The 18,388-nt window shown below is 36.7% G+C and carries 14 protein-coding genes and 1 pseudogene; all 15 read left to right on the top strand.

Going from position 1 to position 18,388, the window contains the following annotated elements; all coding sequences use genetic code 11:
• The first annotated feature begins 74 nt into the window (after positions 1 to 74).
• The 15 genes and pseudogenes from MKY04_RS12265 to MKY04_RS12195 all read left to right on the top strand — a co-directional run bounded on the left by MKY04_RS12265 (position 75) and on the right by MKY04_RS12195 (position 18,361).
• Positions 75 to 578, top strand: a complete 504-nt coding sequence (locus MKY04_RS12265) for a hypothetical protein (protein ID WP_126294429.1) — start codon at positions 75 to 77, stop codon at positions 576 to 578.
• Between the two features lie 99 nt (positions 579 to 677).
• On the top strand, positions 678 to 1,076 hold the full coding sequence (locus MKY04_RS12260) for a DUF4280 domain-containing protein (protein WP_126294428.1): 399 nt from the start codon (positions 678 to 680) through the stop codon (positions 1,074 to 1,076).
• A 30-nt stretch (positions 1,077 to 1,106) separates the two neighbouring features.
• Positions 1,107 to 6,587, top strand: a complete 5,481-nt coding sequence (locus tag MKY04_RS12255; RefSeq protein ID WP_126294427.1) for a DUF6531 domain-containing protein — start codon at positions 1,107 to 1,109, stop codon at positions 6,585 to 6,587.
• Between the two features lie 20 nt (positions 6,588 to 6,607).
• Complete coding sequence (locus MKY04_RS12250; RefSeq protein WP_126294426.1) at positions 6,608 to 7,219, top strand: hypothetical protein; 612 nt, start codon at positions 6,608 to 6,610, stop codon at positions 7,217 to 7,219.
• Positions 7,220 to 7,293: 74 nt separating this feature from the next.
• A complete protein-coding gene (locus tag MKY04_RS12245) occupies positions 7,294 to 7,620 on the top strand; it encodes a DUF5713 family protein (RefSeq protein WP_221766327.1) in 327 nt (108 codons plus the stop codon).
• 312 nt (positions 7,621 to 7,932) lie between these two features.
• Positions 7,933 to 9,879: an RHS repeat domain-containing protein gene (locus MKY04_RS12240; RefSeq protein ID WP_126294425.1), complete on the top strand. Its 1,947-nt coding sequence runs from the start codon at positions 7,933 to 7,935 to the stop codon at positions 9,877 to 9,879.
• Positions 9,880 to 9,895: 16 nt separating this feature from the next.
• Positions 9,896 to 10,705, top strand: a complete 810-nt coding sequence (locus tag MKY04_RS12235; RefSeq protein ID WP_126294424.1) for a hypothetical protein — start codon at positions 9,896 to 9,898, stop codon at positions 10,703 to 10,705.
• Positions 10,706 to 10,937: 232 nt separating this feature from the next.
• Positions 10,938 to 11,918 (top strand): RHS repeat domain-containing protein, encoded by a 981-nt coding sequence (locus MKY04_RS12230; RefSeq protein ID WP_281274605.1) that lies wholly within the window; start codon positions 10,938 to 10,940, stop codon positions 11,916 to 11,918.
• Positions 11,906 to 12,547: a hypothetical protein gene (locus MKY04_RS12225; protein WP_126294422.1), complete on the top strand. Its 642-nt coding sequence runs from the start codon at positions 11,906 to 11,908 to the stop codon at positions 12,545 to 12,547. The genes MKY04_RS12230 and MKY04_RS12225 overlap by 13 nt, the downstream gene beginning before the upstream one ends.
• A gap of 715 nt (positions 12,548 to 13,262) precedes the next feature.
• Positions 13,263 to 14,576 carry an RHS repeat domain-containing protein gene (locus MKY04_RS12220; RefSeq protein WP_185807718.1) on the top strand — a complete coding sequence of 438 codons (1,314 nt, stop codon included), beginning with the start codon at positions 13,263 to 13,265 and terminating at the stop codon, positions 14,574 to 14,576.
• Between the two features lie 12 nt (positions 14,577 to 14,588).
• Positions 14,589 to 14,732, top strand: a pseudogene (locus MKY04_RS12215) (RHS repeat-associated core domain-containing protein); the annotation flags it as partial.
• Positions 14,733 to 14,819: 87 nt separating this feature from the next.
• The gene (locus tag MKY04_RS12210; RefSeq protein ID WP_126294458.1) at positions 14,820 to 15,077 is read left to right on the top strand and encodes a GIY-YIG nuclease family protein; all 258 of its coding nucleotides are present in this window, start codon (positions 14,820 to 14,822) and stop codon (positions 15,075 to 15,077) included.
• Between the two features lie 20 nt (positions 15,078 to 15,097).
• Positions 15,098 to 15,958 carry a hypothetical protein gene (locus tag MKY04_RS12205; protein WP_126294421.1) on the top strand — a complete coding sequence of 287 codons (861 nt, stop codon included), beginning with the start codon at positions 15,098 to 15,100 and terminating at the stop codon, positions 15,956 to 15,958.
• A gap of 368 nt (positions 15,959 to 16,326) precedes the next feature.
• Positions 16,327 to 17,829 carry an RHS repeat-associated core domain-containing protein gene (locus MKY04_RS12200; RefSeq protein ID WP_346234456.1) on the top strand — a complete coding sequence of 501 codons (1,503 nt, stop codon included), beginning with the start codon at positions 16,327 to 16,329 and terminating at the stop codon, positions 17,827 to 17,829.
• A 28-nt stretch (positions 17,830 to 17,857) separates the two neighbouring features.
• Complete coding sequence (locus tag MKY04_RS12195) at positions 17,858 to 18,361, top strand: hypothetical protein (protein ID WP_346234455.1); 504 nt, start codon at positions 17,858 to 17,860, stop codon at positions 18,359 to 18,361.
• Positions 18,362 to 18,388: the final 27 nt, after the last annotated feature.

The raw sequence follows: 18,388 nt of genomic DNA, 5'->3' as shown, positions 1-18,388 counted from the left end.
CTTTGATCGCATATGTGATTTGGGGCAAAAAAATATTAGATACGCAAAAGTGATGGTGGTAAAAGGAGGAAAAGATGGAGTATTTTATTCTTCGGCAAGATCAAAGTATACAAAATCCAATTATTCCTTTAAAGACAAGTGAAGCATTCGATGATGATTTTGTCTATTCGTCTGTATTCGCGGAAGTAGTAGAGAAAGAGAATGCACTATATTTGGATTATTTAGATAAGCCCCAAAGAATTGTGTCGGATGATTTGAAAAAGCTGTTAGTGAAATACGAGGATAACATCGATTTTACAGCCATTGTGTTTACGGATGTAAAGAAAGGAACACAGCGTTTGTATTGGCTTATAGATATTGTGAAGAAGAACTGTATTTCCCATGAGACGACTTATACTCCGGACGGATTAATTAAAGAACTGGTGATTAGTCCAAAGAAAGTGGAACTTGATTGTATTTTTCAAGTCGACACCGATAAGGAATCTTTCACAATTGTCAATTTAGATGTGGCAGAAAGTATGTTACGACGACCATTTCTAGGATTCCAGCTGCAAAGAGTAAGGCTAGAAAAACAATAGTTCATGTTTGCTAAATAATGATAAATTACTGCCTGCTAGTTTTTAGGACAGTGTCAATATGTAGTTATTCACAGTTCGATACGAAAGGGAGGATATCTAATGGCTAAAGTTGTGGAAAATTTGGAGACTGAGAGTTCGGATCAGGAGCAATTTAGTTATGTAGTACATGGAGCAATCATTTCCTGTGAGCATGGAAGCCATCTGAATTATTTAAATTTGCCTCAAGATCATGGCGTTTATATTAAAGGGAAAGCCATGATGAATGTAGGAGATCGAAATCCTGAAAACATCCCGACATTCGGTGTGTGCCTGAAATTGAAAAAACCGTGTACACCAGTATGTTCCATTGATTGGATCGATGGGATGGAAAATGTTCATATAGAAGGGAAGCAAGCGTTATTAAACCGCTGTCATACTCAATGCTCCTCAGGTGGAGGGAAAATCGAAATTGTCCATGACGGGCAAGAGGATTTGGACATACCGAAACAAGGTTTTTAAATAATCAAATTGATTGAAAGGAGGTAAGTTATGAAGTCACCAGGAGAACAAGAAGTACACATGGTCAGTACTTATGCGGATATTGATCTCGTATGGCCTTATCCACTTGTTCGTTTAGATAAGTTAACAATTAAACATAGAGGCAATGACCATGCGAGATTGTATTTTACTGGAATAATTGAACAAGAGCAAGCTCAAAACTACATTCAACGGGTTAGTAATACAGATGAAGTCGTTGTGAAATTTGGACGGGATCGAGACATATTATTCTCAGGAAGAATTGAAAATGCGGAGTTACAGGCATCACAAGGGGTGCATTATGTCACAGTTGAGGCTGTATCGTTTACAGCAAATATGGATATTGTGAAGCGCTCACGTTCTTTTCAAGATGCGAGTATGACGTATGAGCAGTTAATGGATACCATTGTGGAAGCCTATCCTCATGGGGATTACATCGATAATGCTTCTGATGATCAAGCGATTGGTCATATTTCGATTCAATATATGGAAACAGATTGGGCATTTATTAAAAGAATGGCATCTTATTTGCATGCGGTTGTTTTTCCTGATCTACAAGGTAAGGGTCCTCGTTTTTGGCTTGGTCCACCTCAAAGTAAGAAAAGTGTAACCATCGACCATTTGCCTTATCAATTACGTAAGGATATGGATGCGTATTGGTTGATTACTGAAAATGATGGCACAGATGTGAGCGAAGCAGATTATATCTTTTGTGAGTTTGAAAGCACGGAAGCCTATGAGTTAGGCACGCTGGTACAATTAAAAGGAAGAACCTATATCATAACGGTTCGAGAAATCAACCTTGACGTTGGTGTGCTGAAGTTTCAATATACTGCTCAACCAGAGAGAAGTATTCGTCAGCGATTGGTACGCAATTTAGATTTTATTGGTGCAGCATTTACAGGTAAGATTATTGATGTAACACAAAATACTGTCAAAATCCATTTAGATATTGATGAAAAACAAGATAAAGAAAAAGCACATTGGTTTGCTTATTCAGCAGATGCCAATAGCGTCATGTATTTAATGCCTCAATTAGGTGCACGTGTCCAATTGCATTTTCCAAGTGCCGTTGAAGAAGAAGCAATTGTCATCAACTCAGTACGTGTGGATCCAGTCACACCTGAGGGGAAGCAAAAAGCATCGAAAAAAATGGCGGATTCTACCGTTAAGTCGTTAGCAACCAATTTCGGGAAAGACATGACATTAGGTGTGGGAGATATTACTTTCAGTGCGGTAGATGGGGTATTGGAATTAAAAATGGATGATGGCGAAGGAGTTACATTTCTAAGCAACAGTACAATTATGCTAGCAGCGGATGAAACTCTCGAAATGAGTGGAATGAAAGAGCTATCTATAGAAGCGGAAGAATGGATAGCCGTGTCAGCGCAAGAAAATAGTCATGTAATCCTTGCGGCTGATACCCAATTAATGAGTACGCTCATACATCAAGAAGGGACCGAGAAGCAAAGTCAACCTCCAAAATTAAATCAAGAAGCGATTGAAGCGACGCAAAAAGTTGACGTCATCATCCCACAAAAGAAAGAGAAGAAGAAAGAAAAGAAAGGCTTGTTTAGCAGTATTTTAGATGGCGTTAGTTTAGCGCTCGATGTCGCTGGGCTTATTCCTGGTATAGGTGCGATTGCGGATGTTGCAAATGCAGGACTTAGCTTGGCACGAGGAGATTATGCAGGTGCAGCCATGAACTTAGTGGGTGCTATCCCAGTTGTTGGTGATGCGGCCAAAACAGCCTATAAGGTCAACAAAGCGGCAAAAGCAGCAGAGAAAGCAAGTCAAGCTGCAAAAGCTGTGGATAAGGCAGCAAGTGCATCAAAAGCAGCAGTTAAAGGCATGAAAGCTGCTTATGAAAAAGTATCTAAAACGCTAGATAAAGTCACGGAACTAGCCAATAAAGCATCGAATCCCGTGAAAACGGCTGCAGATAAAGTCGCTAAAATGATGGATGAAGTACAAGCCGTTTCGAAGGCGCTTGATGGTATGAAAAATATTAAAATAGCTAATGCCGCTTTAACGACTTTTAACCACAAAGTATTAAAGAAGTTTAAGAGTACAGAAGGATTAAGTGAGAAATTCTGTAAATATGGTTTTGAACCCGTTGATTTAATCACAGGGCGTATGGTTTATGAGGGCGTCGATTTTGAACTGCCTGGTCCCATCCCACTTTCATGGGAACGTGTTTGGTACAGCGATAGTGGTCGGATTGGCTTGTCAGGTCATGGGATGCATTTTAAATATGATTTAGCTTTAGAATTGTTTGAAGAAGAAGACTTAATTGGGATTGTTGTACCAGATGGTCGTGCAGTAGGCTTCCCGATGTTGCCTATAAACTTGCCGTATTTTAATAAACGAGAAAGAATGACGCTAACAAATACAGGTGAGGAGTACCATTTGTTTGAGCATGATACTCGATTGATTTATGTATTTGAACAAACAACCGAGACAACCTACCGATTAAAAGCGGTAAGAAACGAACAAGATCATCAAATTCACTTTGCATACAATGATCAAGGCAACTTGTCTCAAGTAACCGACAGTGTAGGTAGAATACTTGAGGTGACGACGAATGAGGCAGGCCGAATGACTGAAGTCGCCCTGTGTAAGCAGATGGAGCGAAAAATATTAGTTCGTTATGGTTACAATAATGAACAAGATTTAGTCGAAATCCAAGATGCGTTAGGGCAAAGCACGACTATCAAATATAACAACCACTTAATGACGCAAAAAATAGATCGCAATAACAACTCCTTTTTCTGGCAATATGATGGCCCGACAACAGGGGCACGCGTGATCAAAACTTGGGGCGATGGCAATGTACTAGCGGGGGAGCTTTCTTATCACGAGGGCTATAACGAAATTACGAATAGTTTGGGCCATAAGAGTTTTTATTATTTTAATGAAGATAATCTCTGTACGAAAATAGTGCATCCAGATGGCAGTGAAGTCAGCTATGAATATAATAAAGACTTTGAATTACTGCAAGAAGTAGATGAGGATGGTCGTGTAACAACATACAGCTATGATGAATGGGCCAATCCAGTGACGATTACACTAGCAGACAGTACCCTTTCCTATCAATACGATGAGAAGGATAGACTGATTCAAGCGGTGAATGCTGAGGGCGGATGTCGTCAATGGTTGTATAATGACAATGGGACATTACAAGCAACGATTTTAGAAGATGGCACGAAAACGGAATACTCCTATAATGAGGATCATTTAATTGACACAGTAACGAATGCGCAAGGTCATATGGTAAGCTTAACTTATGATAAGCATCTAAACTTAAGTAAAGTGACATTGCCAGATGGAACAAGTTCCACATGGGAGTATGACGATCGTGGGAATTGTATTGCGACGACCAATCCGTTAGGAGCCACTGAGAAGTACCGTTATGATTACCTAAATAGGCTTGTCCAAGCAACTCTTTCAGATGGGAACAACGTTCAGTTGCAGTATGATGGCTATGACGATGTGGTTTTTGCGAAAGACAATCATACGCAAGTTTCCTTTGATTACACCATTCTTGGCAGCTTGAAGTCCCGAGAACAAGGCGGGAAGAAAGTTCGATTTGCCTATGATACAGAAGAGCAGTTAATTGCTGTGTTCAACGAAAAAGGCGAAGCGTATCAGTTTGAACGGGATGCGAAAGGGAATATCATCAAGGAAATTGGCTTTGATGATATGACAAAAACGTATGAACGAAGTCTAGCAGGATTGGTTCAGAGAATTAATCGACCTGGTAATCGCTGGACAGCATATCAACATGACAATCTAGGAAATGTCATTCGAGCGGATTATTATGACGATACTTGGGAAACATTTAGCTATGACAAAAATGGTTTGTTGCTAGAGACGGCAAACGACCATGTGACGGTCAAGCTCGAGCGCGACGCATCCGGCCAAGTCATCAAGGAGTGGCAAAACGACCATTGGATTGCGAGTAGCTATGATGAACTTGGCAACCGTTCTCAAATTACGAGTAGCTTAGGCGCAAACATTACAGTCGCTCGTAATGAAATGGGCAATGTCATGCAAATGACCGCTTCTCACTCCGACCAAAGCCAGTGGACGGCTTCCATGCAGTACAATGAACTAGGTCAAGAGATTGAGAGAATCCTACCTGGAGATGTTATCAGTAAATGGCAATATGATATTTCAGGTAGACCAACACACCATCGGGTAAGGAGTCAAAACCGCGATACTCGAAGACGTGTTTATCATTGGGATGTCAATCACCGATTACGCAGTATGGTTAACGAATTAACGGGTGTAAAAGTGACTTATGGTTACGATGAATTTAGTAACCTCGTATGGTCTAATCAGGGTGGTCAATTTGATTTCCTATACCGCAGTGTCGACGATGTCGGCAATCTATATGAAACAAAAGACAAGTCAGATCGTGTCTATGGTGCTGGCAGTAGATTACTTGAAACAAAAGATTCCAAATTCTCTTATGATGAAGAAGGAAATCTCATCGAGAAAGTCGAAAACAATGGTGATACGTGGAAGTACGAGTATTATGGGAATGGGATGTTGTCAAAAGTCATCCGACCAGACAAGACACAAGTTTCTTTCAAGTATGATTCACTAGGCAGGCGGATAGAGAAGTGTTCTGATGAGAAGACAATGAGATTCGTGTGGGATGGGGATACGATTCTCCATGAGTATGACTCGCAGAATGATGCAACAGAACTAGAGAGTGATAATCTAGTCACATGGGTATTTAATGATGGCTTCGTCCCTTCAGCTAAAATCACGAGTGAAGGTCATTATAGTATTATTAGTGATTATCTTGGTACCCCCGTAGAAGCTTATGATGATGAGGGTAATAGAATTTGGTCGGCTAAGCTTGATATTTATGGACGAGTGAAAGAATTTACAGGTGAGAAAGACTTTATTCCATTCCGTTATCAAGGGCAGTATGAAGATGTGGAAATAGGATTGTATTATAATAGATTCCGATATTACTCACCAGCTGAGGGTATATATACTCAGATAGATCCGATTGGATTGGCTGGTGGAAATCCAACATTATATGCTTACGTTATTGATCCTAATATTTGGATAGATCCATTTGGATTAAATGTAAGTACAGGAGCTGGGAGAACACATATTACTTATGAGGGTATAAGAAATGGTAAGCGGTATACAGGTTACGCGAGTATGCCGGGAACTGGACGAACTGCTCTAGAAGTACTTAATTATCGTTATTCTGAAGGATTTAATCCCTCAAATCCTAAAGTTCCAGATGTTCGTCCTGAAATTGTATATCACGGTGAAGGTGTAGAAGGTAAGAATACAGCACGTGGCCTTGAACAATATGGATTCGAGGAAAATGTTAAAAAATATGGTAGAGATCAAGTTGATAACAAGCAAAGTCCCGTAGGAAAAAATAATCTCAAAAGAGACAAGTATAAAAAAGCCGCAGAAGCAGAATTGAAAAAACGAGCGAATATTCAAACCTGCAAATAAAGATAAGAAAGGATGTTAGTATGTTAAAAAGGTTTAGTTGGAAGAAAAATGATGTTCATTCAATACAATTAAAAGAAAATTTGTATACCATTGCTCAATTATTAGATATTCCGTACGTTGCATTTTTTAATATCTCGAGTGAAAATAATAATTTTAACGAGAAGTCACTCGATTTAAATAATTTGAAACCTTTTGGGGTATGTATGGTTCTAAACGATTTTTTTAAAAAGTGTTCTGAGGGGAAAGTAAAAAATGTACAACCTAACTTGAATATTCCTATACCGGAGATTTTTATTAGTAGTGACAGGGGACAGTGGGGGAGTCGGTCAGAAATCAGTGATGATAAACTAATATATAATTTGGTGAAAATTGATCCTATAGTCGGTGATAAGGGTATTATGGGTAATGAAATTATTCAATATAATATTGATAGAAATGACTCAAATATCATAAATAACTATGAAATTATTGGATACAATACTGGTTATGAATTGGTGCGTCGCTTAATTTTATCGATTGAGAATAGCCGTTGGATTGATCCATTAAAAGAACTACGATTGCTTGGTGTAGATAATTATCCGTTAAAAACAGTAGAAGAAATGTGGCACTATGGGGTTCCGAAATATGAGTAGGTAATAGAATAGATAAAAATTTTTCTAATAAACATTAGCTTAGACTCTATTGATTACATCGAGGAGGAACCATTGTGAAGAAACTTGATTCTGAATTTAAATATCTAGTGGATATGTACAAAGATCCTTTTTTTCCAACGTTTTTAGTAGATAAACTTAAATTGCATATTGTTAAAGTAGTTCATTTTATTGAGGAAAGCACTCATACAATAGAAGAGATTCAGGAAAAGTTAGATGAAATGACTATAGCTATTAATGAGCTACAGAATGAGTTTTATCAAAATAATAGTGAAATTGAAACGGTTGCACGGGATTCAATTGGAGAAACAGTAGAAGAAATTTTACAATATTTTGAGCTTGATATCGATACTGAAGAAGCTATTAGAGAAAGAGAATGGTAAAAAATTAAATAGACAATGTATCTTTATACGTTACAAACTGCCTCGATATAACCATTCTGTTTATGCCAGGACTTGTATTACAACCGATTCTTTATTATACACTTGATAAAAAAGCTGATTATTCTAAAACATATGTAAAGAAGACATCATAAGTTCTTTCTTTACATATGTTTTTTTGTTAGAAATAGAATTGTTTTTTCGTGTTTTTATTTTCTATATAGATGGTAATGATGACCAATTGCAGTATGAAAGCTATGACGATGTGATTTTAATCATACGCAAGTTTCCTTTGATTACACCATTCTTGGCAGCTTGAAGTCCCGAGAACAAGGCGGGAAGAAAGTTCGATTTGCCTATGATACAGAAGAGCAGTTAATTGCTGTGTTCAACGAAAAAGGCGAAGCGTACCAGTTTGAACGGGATGCGAAAGGGAATATCATCAAGGAAATTGGCTTTGATGACATGACAAGAACGTATGAACGAAGTCTAGCGGGATTGGTTCAGAGGGTAAATCGCCCTGGTAATCGCTGGACAGCGTATCAACATGACCATCTAGGAAATGTTATTCGTGCGGATTATTATGATGATACTTGGGAAACATTTAGCTATGACAAAAATGGTTTGTTGCTAGAGACGGCAAACGATCATGTGACGGTCAAGCTCGAGCGAGACGTATTTGGCCAAGTCGTTAAAGAGTGGCAAAATGACCATTGGATTGCGAGTAGTTATGATGAATTGGGCAACCGTTCACAGATTACGAGCAGCCTCGGCGCAAACATTACTGTCGCTCGTAATGAAATGGGCAATATCATGCAAATGACCGCTTCCCATTCCGACCAAAGCCAGTGGACGGCTTCCATGCAGTACAATGAACTCGGTCAGGAGATTGAAAGAATCTTACCCGGCGATGTCATTAGTAAATGGCAATATGATATCACAGGTAGACCAACACATCATCGAGTACGCAGTCAAAACCGCGATACTCGAAGACGCGTTTATCATTGGGATGTTAATCACCGATTACACAGTATGGTTAACGAGCTAACAGGTGTCAAAGTGACTTATGGTTACGACGAATTTAGTAACCTCGTATGGTCTAATCAGGGTGGTCAATTCGATTTCCTATACCGCAGCGTCGATGATGTCGGGAATCTATATGAAACACGTGAAAAATCAGATCGTGTTTACGGCCCTGGCAGTAGACTTCTAGAAACAAAAGATGCCAAATTCTCCTATGACGAAGAAGGAAATCTCATCGAGAAAGTCGAAAACAATGGTGATACGTGGAAATATGAGTATTATGGCAATGGGATGATGTCAAAAGTCATTAAGCCAGACAAGACGGAAGTAACTTTCAAATATGACACGTTAGGTAGACGGATAGAGAAAAGTTCAGTTGAAAAAACGATGAGATTCGTGTGGGATGGGAATACGATTCTACATGAGTATGATTCGCAGAAAGAATCGGCTGAACCTGATCTAGTCACATGGGTATTTAATGATGGCTTCGTCCCTTCTGCAAAAATCACGAGTGAAGGTCATTATAGTATTATTAGTGATTATCTTGGAACACCTGTTGAAGCCTATGATGAGCAAGGTAATAAAGTTTGGTCTGCAGAGCTTGATATTTATGGCCGAGTAAAGGGGTATGAAGGAGAGAAAGACTTTGTTCCATTTAGGTATCAAGGGCAGTATTCAGACGAAGAAACAGGATTATACTATAATAGATTCCGTTACTATTCACCTGAAGAGGGTATGTATACACAGCAAGATCCAATTCGCTTAAACAGTAGAGTCTATAATTTTTATCAGTATGTTTCAAATTCTAATAACACTGTTGACCCATTTGGTCTCGATTGGAATTATCGTTTGATTGATAGTTCTGGAAATGCATATTACCATGGTCGTGCATCAGATAATGCTTCAATGTTTGATGTAGGAAGACGTCATGCAGCTACAAAGGGGGCAGATGGCTATAGATTTGGAGCAGGAGATAAACTTGAAGTAGTTACTCCAAAAGGGACAGACTATGATACGGTAAGAGGTATTGAAGAACGAGGCATTCAACAAAAGAATGTATTAGGAAGGCAAAGCCCAAATGTTCGTGGAAACAAAATTCATGGTATATCAGAAGCGAAGCAATCAACAATTATAGGAGAACGTAGATTAAATGCAGCTGATAAGTTACTGAATGGTCGAAGTGTAAATAAGCTACCGACTTTAGATGAATTAGAATTTGAAAAAATAAAATGTACCTAAAGGGGTATTCTGAAGAATGAATTATAATAATAAAGCTTTAAAAATTTTATTAAATTATAGCTTGTTGAATCCAGAGAAAACATTAGAGGAAGATTTTCAGTATGCTAAAACTGCAGGTTATATGTTTGACAAAATTGAACAGACGCATAATGAAGCTATTGAGAATGCAATTACTGAATTGAAACAATGTTCTAAACGTTTCACAGTGGATTTGTTTCTAGCAAGTTTAAGTAACCAACATTTAGATTGGAGATCGGGATTACCAGTATATGTGATTATGAAACAATTTCCTATCCATGATTTTAAAAGTGATTTTATATCTTGTGAAATATGTGGAAATAATCCCGATTCTTTGGTGGACCTTACATTTGTTAACAAAATTCGTTTCGGTATTGGTGGAATTATTTCAGGTAACATATATGATTTTTCATTTATACTTCAACAGCATAATAAGCTTCCCCATGTAAAGCCGACAAAGAAAGATTTTGATATTTTTAAGTTTATTATTGAGATTATTAGAAATGCAGAAACTAATGATACACCATCTAAAGTTCAAAAAAAGATTGGAAAAATTAAAGGTTTTAAATCAAATGAAGAACAAAGAAAAGCATTGCTTGAGACGCTTGGTTTCTGTAGTATTTTAGAAACAGAAGAGCATAAAGGTTTTTTACATCAATTCATAAATCTTGGTTTAGCCCCAAGATCTAGACATAGCTCAGATTGGTTATATCCCGTCGATTGGTGGAAAGGGAAAGATGGGATAAATGAAGACGCACTAAAATATTGGTTTGGAGAATATGAGGAATTACAAGATTTGTTTATGTAAAGAATATAAGTATTTGGCTTATATTAAGTGTTTTTCAGATTACTAAAAAAAGTCTTGAATCGAAAGTAGTGAATAATTGTTCAAAAGCGGCCTGAGCCTTGAATTCTAAAGGGCTCAGGCCGTTTAAACTTTTATAGTATTGATAGTGATTAAAAAATGGATATAGTATCTCATAGAGAAAGTCGAAAAGAATAGTGATACGTGGAAATACGAGTATTATGGCAATGGCATGATGTCAAAAATCATTAAGCCAGATAAGTCGGAAGTTACTTTCAAGTATGACTCACTAGGTAGACGAATAGAGAAGAGTTCAGACGAAAAATCGATGAGATTTGTGTGGGATGGGAATACGATACTTCATGAGTATGTTTCGCAGAATGATTCAGATAAAATTGAAAATCTAGTGGAGAATTCTAACCAAACAGATGCTGATATGGCAGACAATCTAGTCACATGGGTATTTAATGACGGCTTCGTCCCATCTGCAAAAATCACAAGTGAGGGCCATTACAGTATAATTAGTGATTATCTTGGTGCACCTGTCGAAGCTTATGATGATCAAGGTGATAGAGTTTGGTCGGCTGAGCTTGATGTCTACGGTAGAGTGAAAGATTATACAGGCGAGAAAGGCTTCATTCCATTCCGTTATCAAGGGCAGTACGATGATGTCGAAATCGGACTGTATTATAACCGATTCCGATACTACGACCCAGAGCAAGGGAATTATACTCAGATTGATCCAATTGGACTTGCGGGTGGGAATCCAACACTATATGGATTTGTAAGAAATACAAATAATTCATTTGATCCATTTGGTTTGTGGTCATATTACCAGTTAAAAGATGATCTTGGTAATATAGTTTATCATGGTATAACCGATAGACCAATACAAGTGAGGCTTATAGAACATGCTAATGGTAATGGGAATACTTCAAAAAAATTATTTAGTCAAGTAAGTTATTTAGATGCCCTTCCAGACAGAATTGCAGCAAGAAATCTTGAGGGGTCAGCATTGTATCATGCATTCAAAGCGGATGCTAATTTATATAATGCTACAAGACCTGTTTCAGAAGGGTTTTATCATCAATATAATGGTCCTGACAAAATTGCTAAAGGTAGGACTTTCTTAACACAGGCAGAAATAGAAAGTCAAATGAAGAAAGCAAAAACAGTAAATGTTGATAGAGGAGGTAAAATAAAATGTCCAACATAAAGAAATTAGAAGCAGTAACAAAAGCACTTGAAGATTTGTGTGATTCTACTCCAGAAAATCCACTATCATTGATTAAAACTATTGAAAAAGCAACTAGATTAGAGACTGGATCACCAATTTCAGAATTTTTATCTAATCCAGATTTCATACGAAAATTAATTAATGTTGGGTATCGGTATGAGTCAGATGAAAAGGTTTTAGAACAAGTACTATGGTCATTAGGTCAAATTTCTGGTAGAGTTTTTTGGTCTATGCGACAGCTTTATAATGAATTTGAAGCGAATACCCAAGATATTTATAATTTTTTTCTACAATTTATAAATCATGATAATAATAAAATTAGACTTGCAGTAGCGACAGGATTTATTAAATTACCCCAATTTGACGAGTATCCAAATAAATGGAACTATATTATTTCAATGGCGAGCATACCTCCTAAAATAAAGTCTATGAGATTATTTAGATGGGTTGTAAACGCTAATATAAAAAATATACCGAGTGAATTTAAATATCCTATTTGCAAAATATTAAATGAGTATCTTCATGAATCAAATCTAGATATTGATACTCAAAAACTCTATAAAGAAATAATTGTTCAGTTAGATGATAACTTTTTAGAGGGTGTCTAACTTGCAAAAAGCTTTTACCTTTTTCAAATATATTATTAAAATGCAATAAATTCTTAATTTTATGGGTTGTTGCCCTTCTTAATACTATATTTCTGAACTTTAATCTAAAAACGTTTATACAATTTACAACAAGAACCAGGAATCAAACCAAAAAACAGTACTAGTTAGGATTGATATAAACCAAAGTAGGAATAACGTTCACCTACCAACAGGTTACCTCCTGCTATTAAGGTGAAGGATTTCATGTGGCTTAATTAAAAAATCAGCTACAGTAAAAAGCATTGAATCCGTTGCAATATAAAAGCAAGAGGGATTGCTTAAAACTATTTCTGTAATTTTTGTTCAGCACATCAAATTATTAAAATATGTAAAATATCTATCTTTAAATAATTTGAATCTTATTGTTAATTACACAAAGTAAAAAATATAAATTGGCTTGAGCATAGAATTCTAAAGGGCTCAAGCCATTTACTTTTTTCAGGTTTTGTATAAAAATGGATACACTTGCAATTTTTAGAATTTAATTTTCAATATAAATAGTTCAGATGGCAACGACGTTCAATTACAGTATGATTGCTACGACGATGTTATTTTTGCGAAAGACAATCATACGCAAGTTTCCTTTGACTACACCATCCTTGGTAGCTTAACATCTCGAGAACAAGGTGGGAAGAAAGTCCGTTTCGCCTATGATACAGAAGAACAGTTAACCGCTGTGTTCAACGAAAAGGGCGAAGCGTATCAGTTTGAACGGGATGCGAAAGGGAATATCATCAAGGAAATCGGCTTTGATGACATGACAAGAACGTATGAACGAAGTCTAGCGGGATTGGTTCAGAGAATTAATCGACCTGGTAATCGCTGGACAGCATATCAACATGACAATCTAGGAAATGTTATTCGTGCGGATTATTATGATGATACTTGGGAAACATTTAGCTATGACAAAAATGGTTTGTTGCTAGAGACGGCAAACGACCATGTGACCGTCAAGCTCGAGCGTGACGTATCCGGTCAAGTGATCAAAGAGTGGCAAAATGACCATTGGCTTGAAAGTAGCTACGATGAACTAGGCAACCGTTCCCAAATTACAAGTAGCCTTGGCGCAAACATTACAGTCGCTCGGAATGAAATGGGCAATGTCATGCAAATGACCGCTTCCCATTCCGACCAAAACCAGTGGACAGCTTCCATGCAGTACAATGAACTCGGTCAAGAGATTGAGAGAATCCTACCTGGCGATGTCATTAGCAAATGGCAATATGATATTTCAGGCAGACCAACACACCATCGAGTAAGGAGTCAAAACCGCGATAGTCGAAGACGCGTTTATCATTGGGATGTTAATCACCGATTACGCAGTATGGTTAACGAGCTAACAGGTGTAAAAGTGACTTATGGTTACGATGAATTTAGTAACCTCGTATGGTCTAATCAGGGTGGTCAATTTGATTTCCTATACCGCAGTGTTGACGAAGTTGGCAATCTATATGAAACACGTGAAAAATCAGATCGCGTATACGGCCCTGGCAGTAGACTACTAGAAACAAAAGACGCCAAATTCACCTATGACGAAGAAGGAAATCTCATCAAGAAAGTCGAAAATAATGGTGATACGTGGAAGTACGAATATTATGGCAATGGGATGATGTCAAAGGTCATCAAGTCAGACAAAATAGAAGTTACTTTCAAATATGATTCTTTAGGTAGACGGATAGAGAAAAGTTCTGACGAAAAAACGATGAGATTCGTGTGGGATGGCAATACGATTCTACATGAGTATGATTTGCAGAATGGTTTGGCTGAACTAGAAAGTGAAAATTTAGTCACATGGGTATTTAATGATGGCTTCGTCCCTTCAGCTAAAATTACAAGTGAAGGTCATTACAGTATTATTAGTGACTATCTAGGAACGCCAGTGGAAGCCTATGATGACGAGGGTAATAGGATTTGGTCAGCTGAGCTTGATGTTTATGGACGAGTGAAAGAGTTCTTTGGTGAGAAGGATTTCATTCCGTTTAGGTATTAGGGGCAGTATGATGATTTAGAAATTGGATTGTATTATAACCGATTCCGATACTACGACCCAGAACAGGGGAATTATACTCAAATTGACCCGATTGGACTTGCGGGTGGGAATCCTACGCTTTATGGGTATGTAAAGGACCCAAATATTTTATATGATGCTTTTGGATTAGCCCCTACAAATCCGGTTGATAGAGCGTATTTAAAAGAAATATTGGGAGAAAGTAAAAAATCCGGTGGAGCATATATGTTTAGGACAATTGATGTAAGAGATGGTATTACTAAATGGTATGTTGGTAAGGCTAATAATTTATATACAAGATTAAGACAACATTTAGGTTCAGGAAAATTATCATCTTATCAATTGGAGTCCTTACAGGTACTGGTAGTTCCACATGGTAAAGAATTAGATTTTTTCAAAACAGAAGCTGATATAATAAAAGCTTTTGAAGATGCAGGAGAAGATCTTGCAAATAAAATAAAAAGTCCTGGTTGTAAAAAATAAGGAGATCGAGGAGAAATTTTATGGTTTTTGACAAAGTTTATTTCGATAGAAGTTTTAGATTTATTAACATAAATCCAGATATAGAGGTAATTGATGTTGAGGATATAAAAATGCAAGAAATAGACAGTGTGTCAGTTTCACATGATAGTATTAATCATAAGTTTGAGAGTATAAAAAATCTTAATGGGATTTCAGATATTAGAGGTCTTAGGTTAAACTCTTATAACTATAACTCCTTAAAGGACTTGAAAAATTATAGTTCACTAGAATATTTTAATTTTTTGGGGAAAACTGATGAAGTAATTCCTTTTGAGGAGTTAGTTTCATTGTGGTGTGTTTACTTAAATTACGATAAAAAAACTTGCAGCTCAATTTTCCAAAACAAGAATATAGAGTATTTATTTATTGATAATTATAGTGATGATTCATCTGAAAAGTTCAATATATTTACTAATGCTAAAAGAATTGGCCTTGTAAAAACTAAAATAATTGAATTCGAAGCTCTTAGGTACATGCCTTTTTTAGAGCACATAGGAATAGGTTATAATTCAAAAATGACTTCTTTGAAGTGGATTGAGGAAGGAAAATCATTAAATTCAATAGGTTTTCAAAATTGTAAGAATATTAAAGATTGGAGTTCGATTGGAACTGTCTCTACCATAGAAAAAGTAATAATAGAAAACTGCGGTGAAATACCCTCATTAGATTTTCTACATCAACTACCTAATTTACAAGAAGTTCGTATAATTGGAACAACAAGTATTAAAGATGGTAAAATAAAACATCTTTTGAACCATAAAACTTTAAAATATTTATTTCTACCTATTAAGAAAGATTATGATATCAAACTAGCCGATTTAGAGAACTTTAACAATAGGTAGAGAAATTGTTATTATGCTACAAGTATTTAAAAGTTTCAATGAAATTTATTGTAATATTTTTGAAATTCCCTAACCTCAAATACTAGAAGATAGGGAATAATGTAACGTATCTTATAAAGTGTATAGTACTGAGTAAGCGGTTTGAGCCTTGAATTCTAAAGAGCTCAAGCCGCTTTTTAATTTTTACATATTGTTAGGGATTGAAAAATTGATGCTTGTTTACCCTTCATAATAAATCGTTGAAATCTAACAACCTTCAATTACAGTACAATGCGGTTATTATGATGTTCTAGGCAATCACTCCCAAGTCCGAGCAACCTAGGAGTAATATCCATGTCGCACGTAATGAAATGGGCAATGTCATGCAAATGACGGCTTCCCACTCCGACCAAAACCAGTGGACAGCCTCCAAGCAGTACAATGAACTAGGTCAAGAGATTGAAAGAATCCTACCTGGAGATGTTATTAGTAAATGGCAATATGATATCACAGGCAGACCAACACATCATCGAGTGCGCAGTCAAAACCGCGATACAAGAAGACGCGTATATAACTGGGATGTCAATCACCGCCTCCGCAGCATGGGCAACGAACTAACCGGTGTCAAAGTCACTTACGGTTACGACGAATTCAGTAACCTCGTATGGGCAAACCAAGACAGTCAATTCGATTTCCTATACCGCAGCGTAGACGATGTCGGCAATCTATATGAAACACGTGAAAAATCAGATCGCGTATACGGCCCAGGCAGTAGATTACTAGAAACGAAAGATGCTAAATTCTCTTATGATGAAGAAGGAAATCTCATAGAAAAAGTCGAAAACAATGGTGATACGTGGAAGTATGAGTACTACGGCAATGGGATGATGGCGAAGGTCATCAAGCCAGACAATTCGGAAGTAACTTTCAAGTATGACACGTTAGGTAGACGAATAGAGAAGAGTACTGAAGAGAAGATGATGAGATTCGTGTGGGATGGGAATACGATTCTACATGAGTATGATTCGGCTAAACTAGAAAATCAAGTTGAATCAGAGAACAAGTCTGACACAACGGATAACCTAGTCACATGGGTATTTAATGACGGCTTTGTCCCTTCGGCTAAAATCACGAGTGAAGGTCATTACAGTATTATTAGTGACTATCTGGGAACACCTGTCGAAGCTTATGATGATGAGGGAAATAAGGTTTGGTCAGCTGAGCTTGATGTTTATGGTAGAGTGAAAGAATTTACAGGTGAGAAAGACTTTATTCCATTCCGTTATCAGGGTCAATACGAAGACACTGATACAGGGCTTTACTACAATCGTTTCCGATATTACTCACCAAGTGAGGGAATGTACACGCAGGTTGATCCTATTGGACTTGCAGGTGAAAATCCGACTTTGTATGGGTATGTGCAGGATACAAATGTTTGGCTTGATGTGTTCGGATTGAATACGGCAAAAGGTGATGCTGCTGAGAATGCGTTTGAAGCACTTCTGAAAAAACGAGGTTACAATATTTACATGACCATAAAAAATAATTCAAATCATGGAACAGATATTATAGCTCAGAATCCATTTACGAAAAAAGTATTTGTGTTTGAAGTAAAAGCCAATACTGCAAGATTATCGAAAAAGCAAAAAGGTAATAATTATATCAAAGATATCTTTGATGAAGTTTATAATAGACGTACTTTAAGAGGGCAAAAAATTGATCCGAAAATTGTATCAACTGTAAAAACTATTAGAGATGATATAAACAAATATGGTATGTCAAGTTTTGAAGTTAAATATAGTGTTACTCATGGTAGTAACGGCTATACAGCTAAACTAAAAAAATTAAGACATGGTGCCAAAATAGACCCTAAAAAGGAATTTCTCTATTGAGAAATGACATCAAAAAAGGAGTGAAAGAATGTATACAAACAAATACTGGAAGTATTTTAATCGATCTATAAAAGAGTACAAAAAAAACGTGATTTCAGATGAAGAAGTAAAAGAAATACTAGATGAACGACTAAATGAAATGAAAGACTTAATGCAAAAAAATGAAGCAAATCATTTAGCTGACAGCTTAGGTTTTTTAGTAGGAGTTCACCTAGAAATGAATGCGAAAAATAGAATACTAAATGGAGAATCATCAGCATGGATATTATTAGAGCAGCAACTTTTTTGGTTAGTTCAAATGATCAAAAGTAATCCAAGTAGAGGAGATGTATCAGACAGGCAAATAGGGGGACTTATCGGGCTTTCTTTATTGTGGGGTTATGAGGATATTGCAGAGATAACATACAAGTATGCAACTAATATGTTCATGAAAGATCCAGGTTTTTATTCTGAGAATAAAACTCATCATGTTTTCATGACATGTCTATATCATAAATGGAAAACTGGAGAAATGCCTGTATTTCGCAAGTAAAAATTGAGCCATTTATTAATTAAAAAC

It is taken from the genome of Lysinibacillus telephonicus (genome assembly GCF_039654155.1).
Classification (GTDB): domain Bacteria; phylum Bacillota; class Bacilli; order Bacillales_A; family Planococcaceae; genus Ureibacillus; species Ureibacillus telephonicus.
Note: the sequence above shows the minus strand (reverse complement) of the source record. Positions and strands in the feature narration are given on the sequence as shown.

Bases quoted from the DNA above. Each gene is read 5' to 3' on its own strand.
- MKY04_RS12260 (WP_126294428.1), top strand. From the start codon at position 678: ATGGCTAAAGTTGTGGAAAATTTGGAGACTGAGAGTTCGGATCAGGAG.
- MKY04_RS12255 (WP_126294427.1), top strand. From the start codon at position 1,107: ATGAAGTCACCAGGAGAACAAGAAGTACACATGGTCAGTACTTATGCG.
- MKY04_RS12210 (WP_126294458.1), top strand. From the start codon at position 14,820: ATGTTTAGGACAATTGATGTAAGAGATGGTATTACTAAATGGTATGTT.
- MKY04_RS12235 (WP_126294424.1), top strand. From the start codon at position 9,896: ATGAATTATAATAATAAAGCTTTAAAAATTTTATTAAATTATAGCTTG.
- MKY04_RS12230 (WP_281274605.1), top strand. From the start codon at position 10,938: ATGTCAAAAATCATTAAGCCAGATAAGTCGGAAGTTACTTTCAAGTAT.
- MKY04_RS12250 (WP_126294426.1), top strand. From the start codon at position 6,608: ATGTTAAAAAGGTTTAGTTGGAAGAAAAATGATGTTCATTCAATACAA.
- MKY04_RS12200 (WP_346234456.1), top strand. From the start codon at position 16,327: ATGACGGCTTCCCACTCCGACCAAAACCAGTGGACAGCCTCCAAGCAG.
- MKY04_RS12265 (WP_126294429.1), top strand. From the start codon at position 75: ATGGAGTATTTTATTCTTCGGCAAGATCAAAGTATACAAAATCCAATT.
- MKY04_RS12205 (WP_126294421.1), top strand. From the start codon at position 15,098: ATGGTTTTTGACAAAGTTTATTTCGATAGAAGTTTTAGATTTATTAAC.
- MKY04_RS12195 (WP_346234455.1), top strand. From the start codon at position 17,858: ATGTATACAAACAAATACTGGAAGTATTTTAATCGATCTATAAAAGAG.
- MKY04_RS12225 (WP_126294422.1), top strand. From the start codon at position 11,906: ATGTCCAACATAAAGAAATTAGAAGCAGTAACAAAAGCACTTGAAGAT.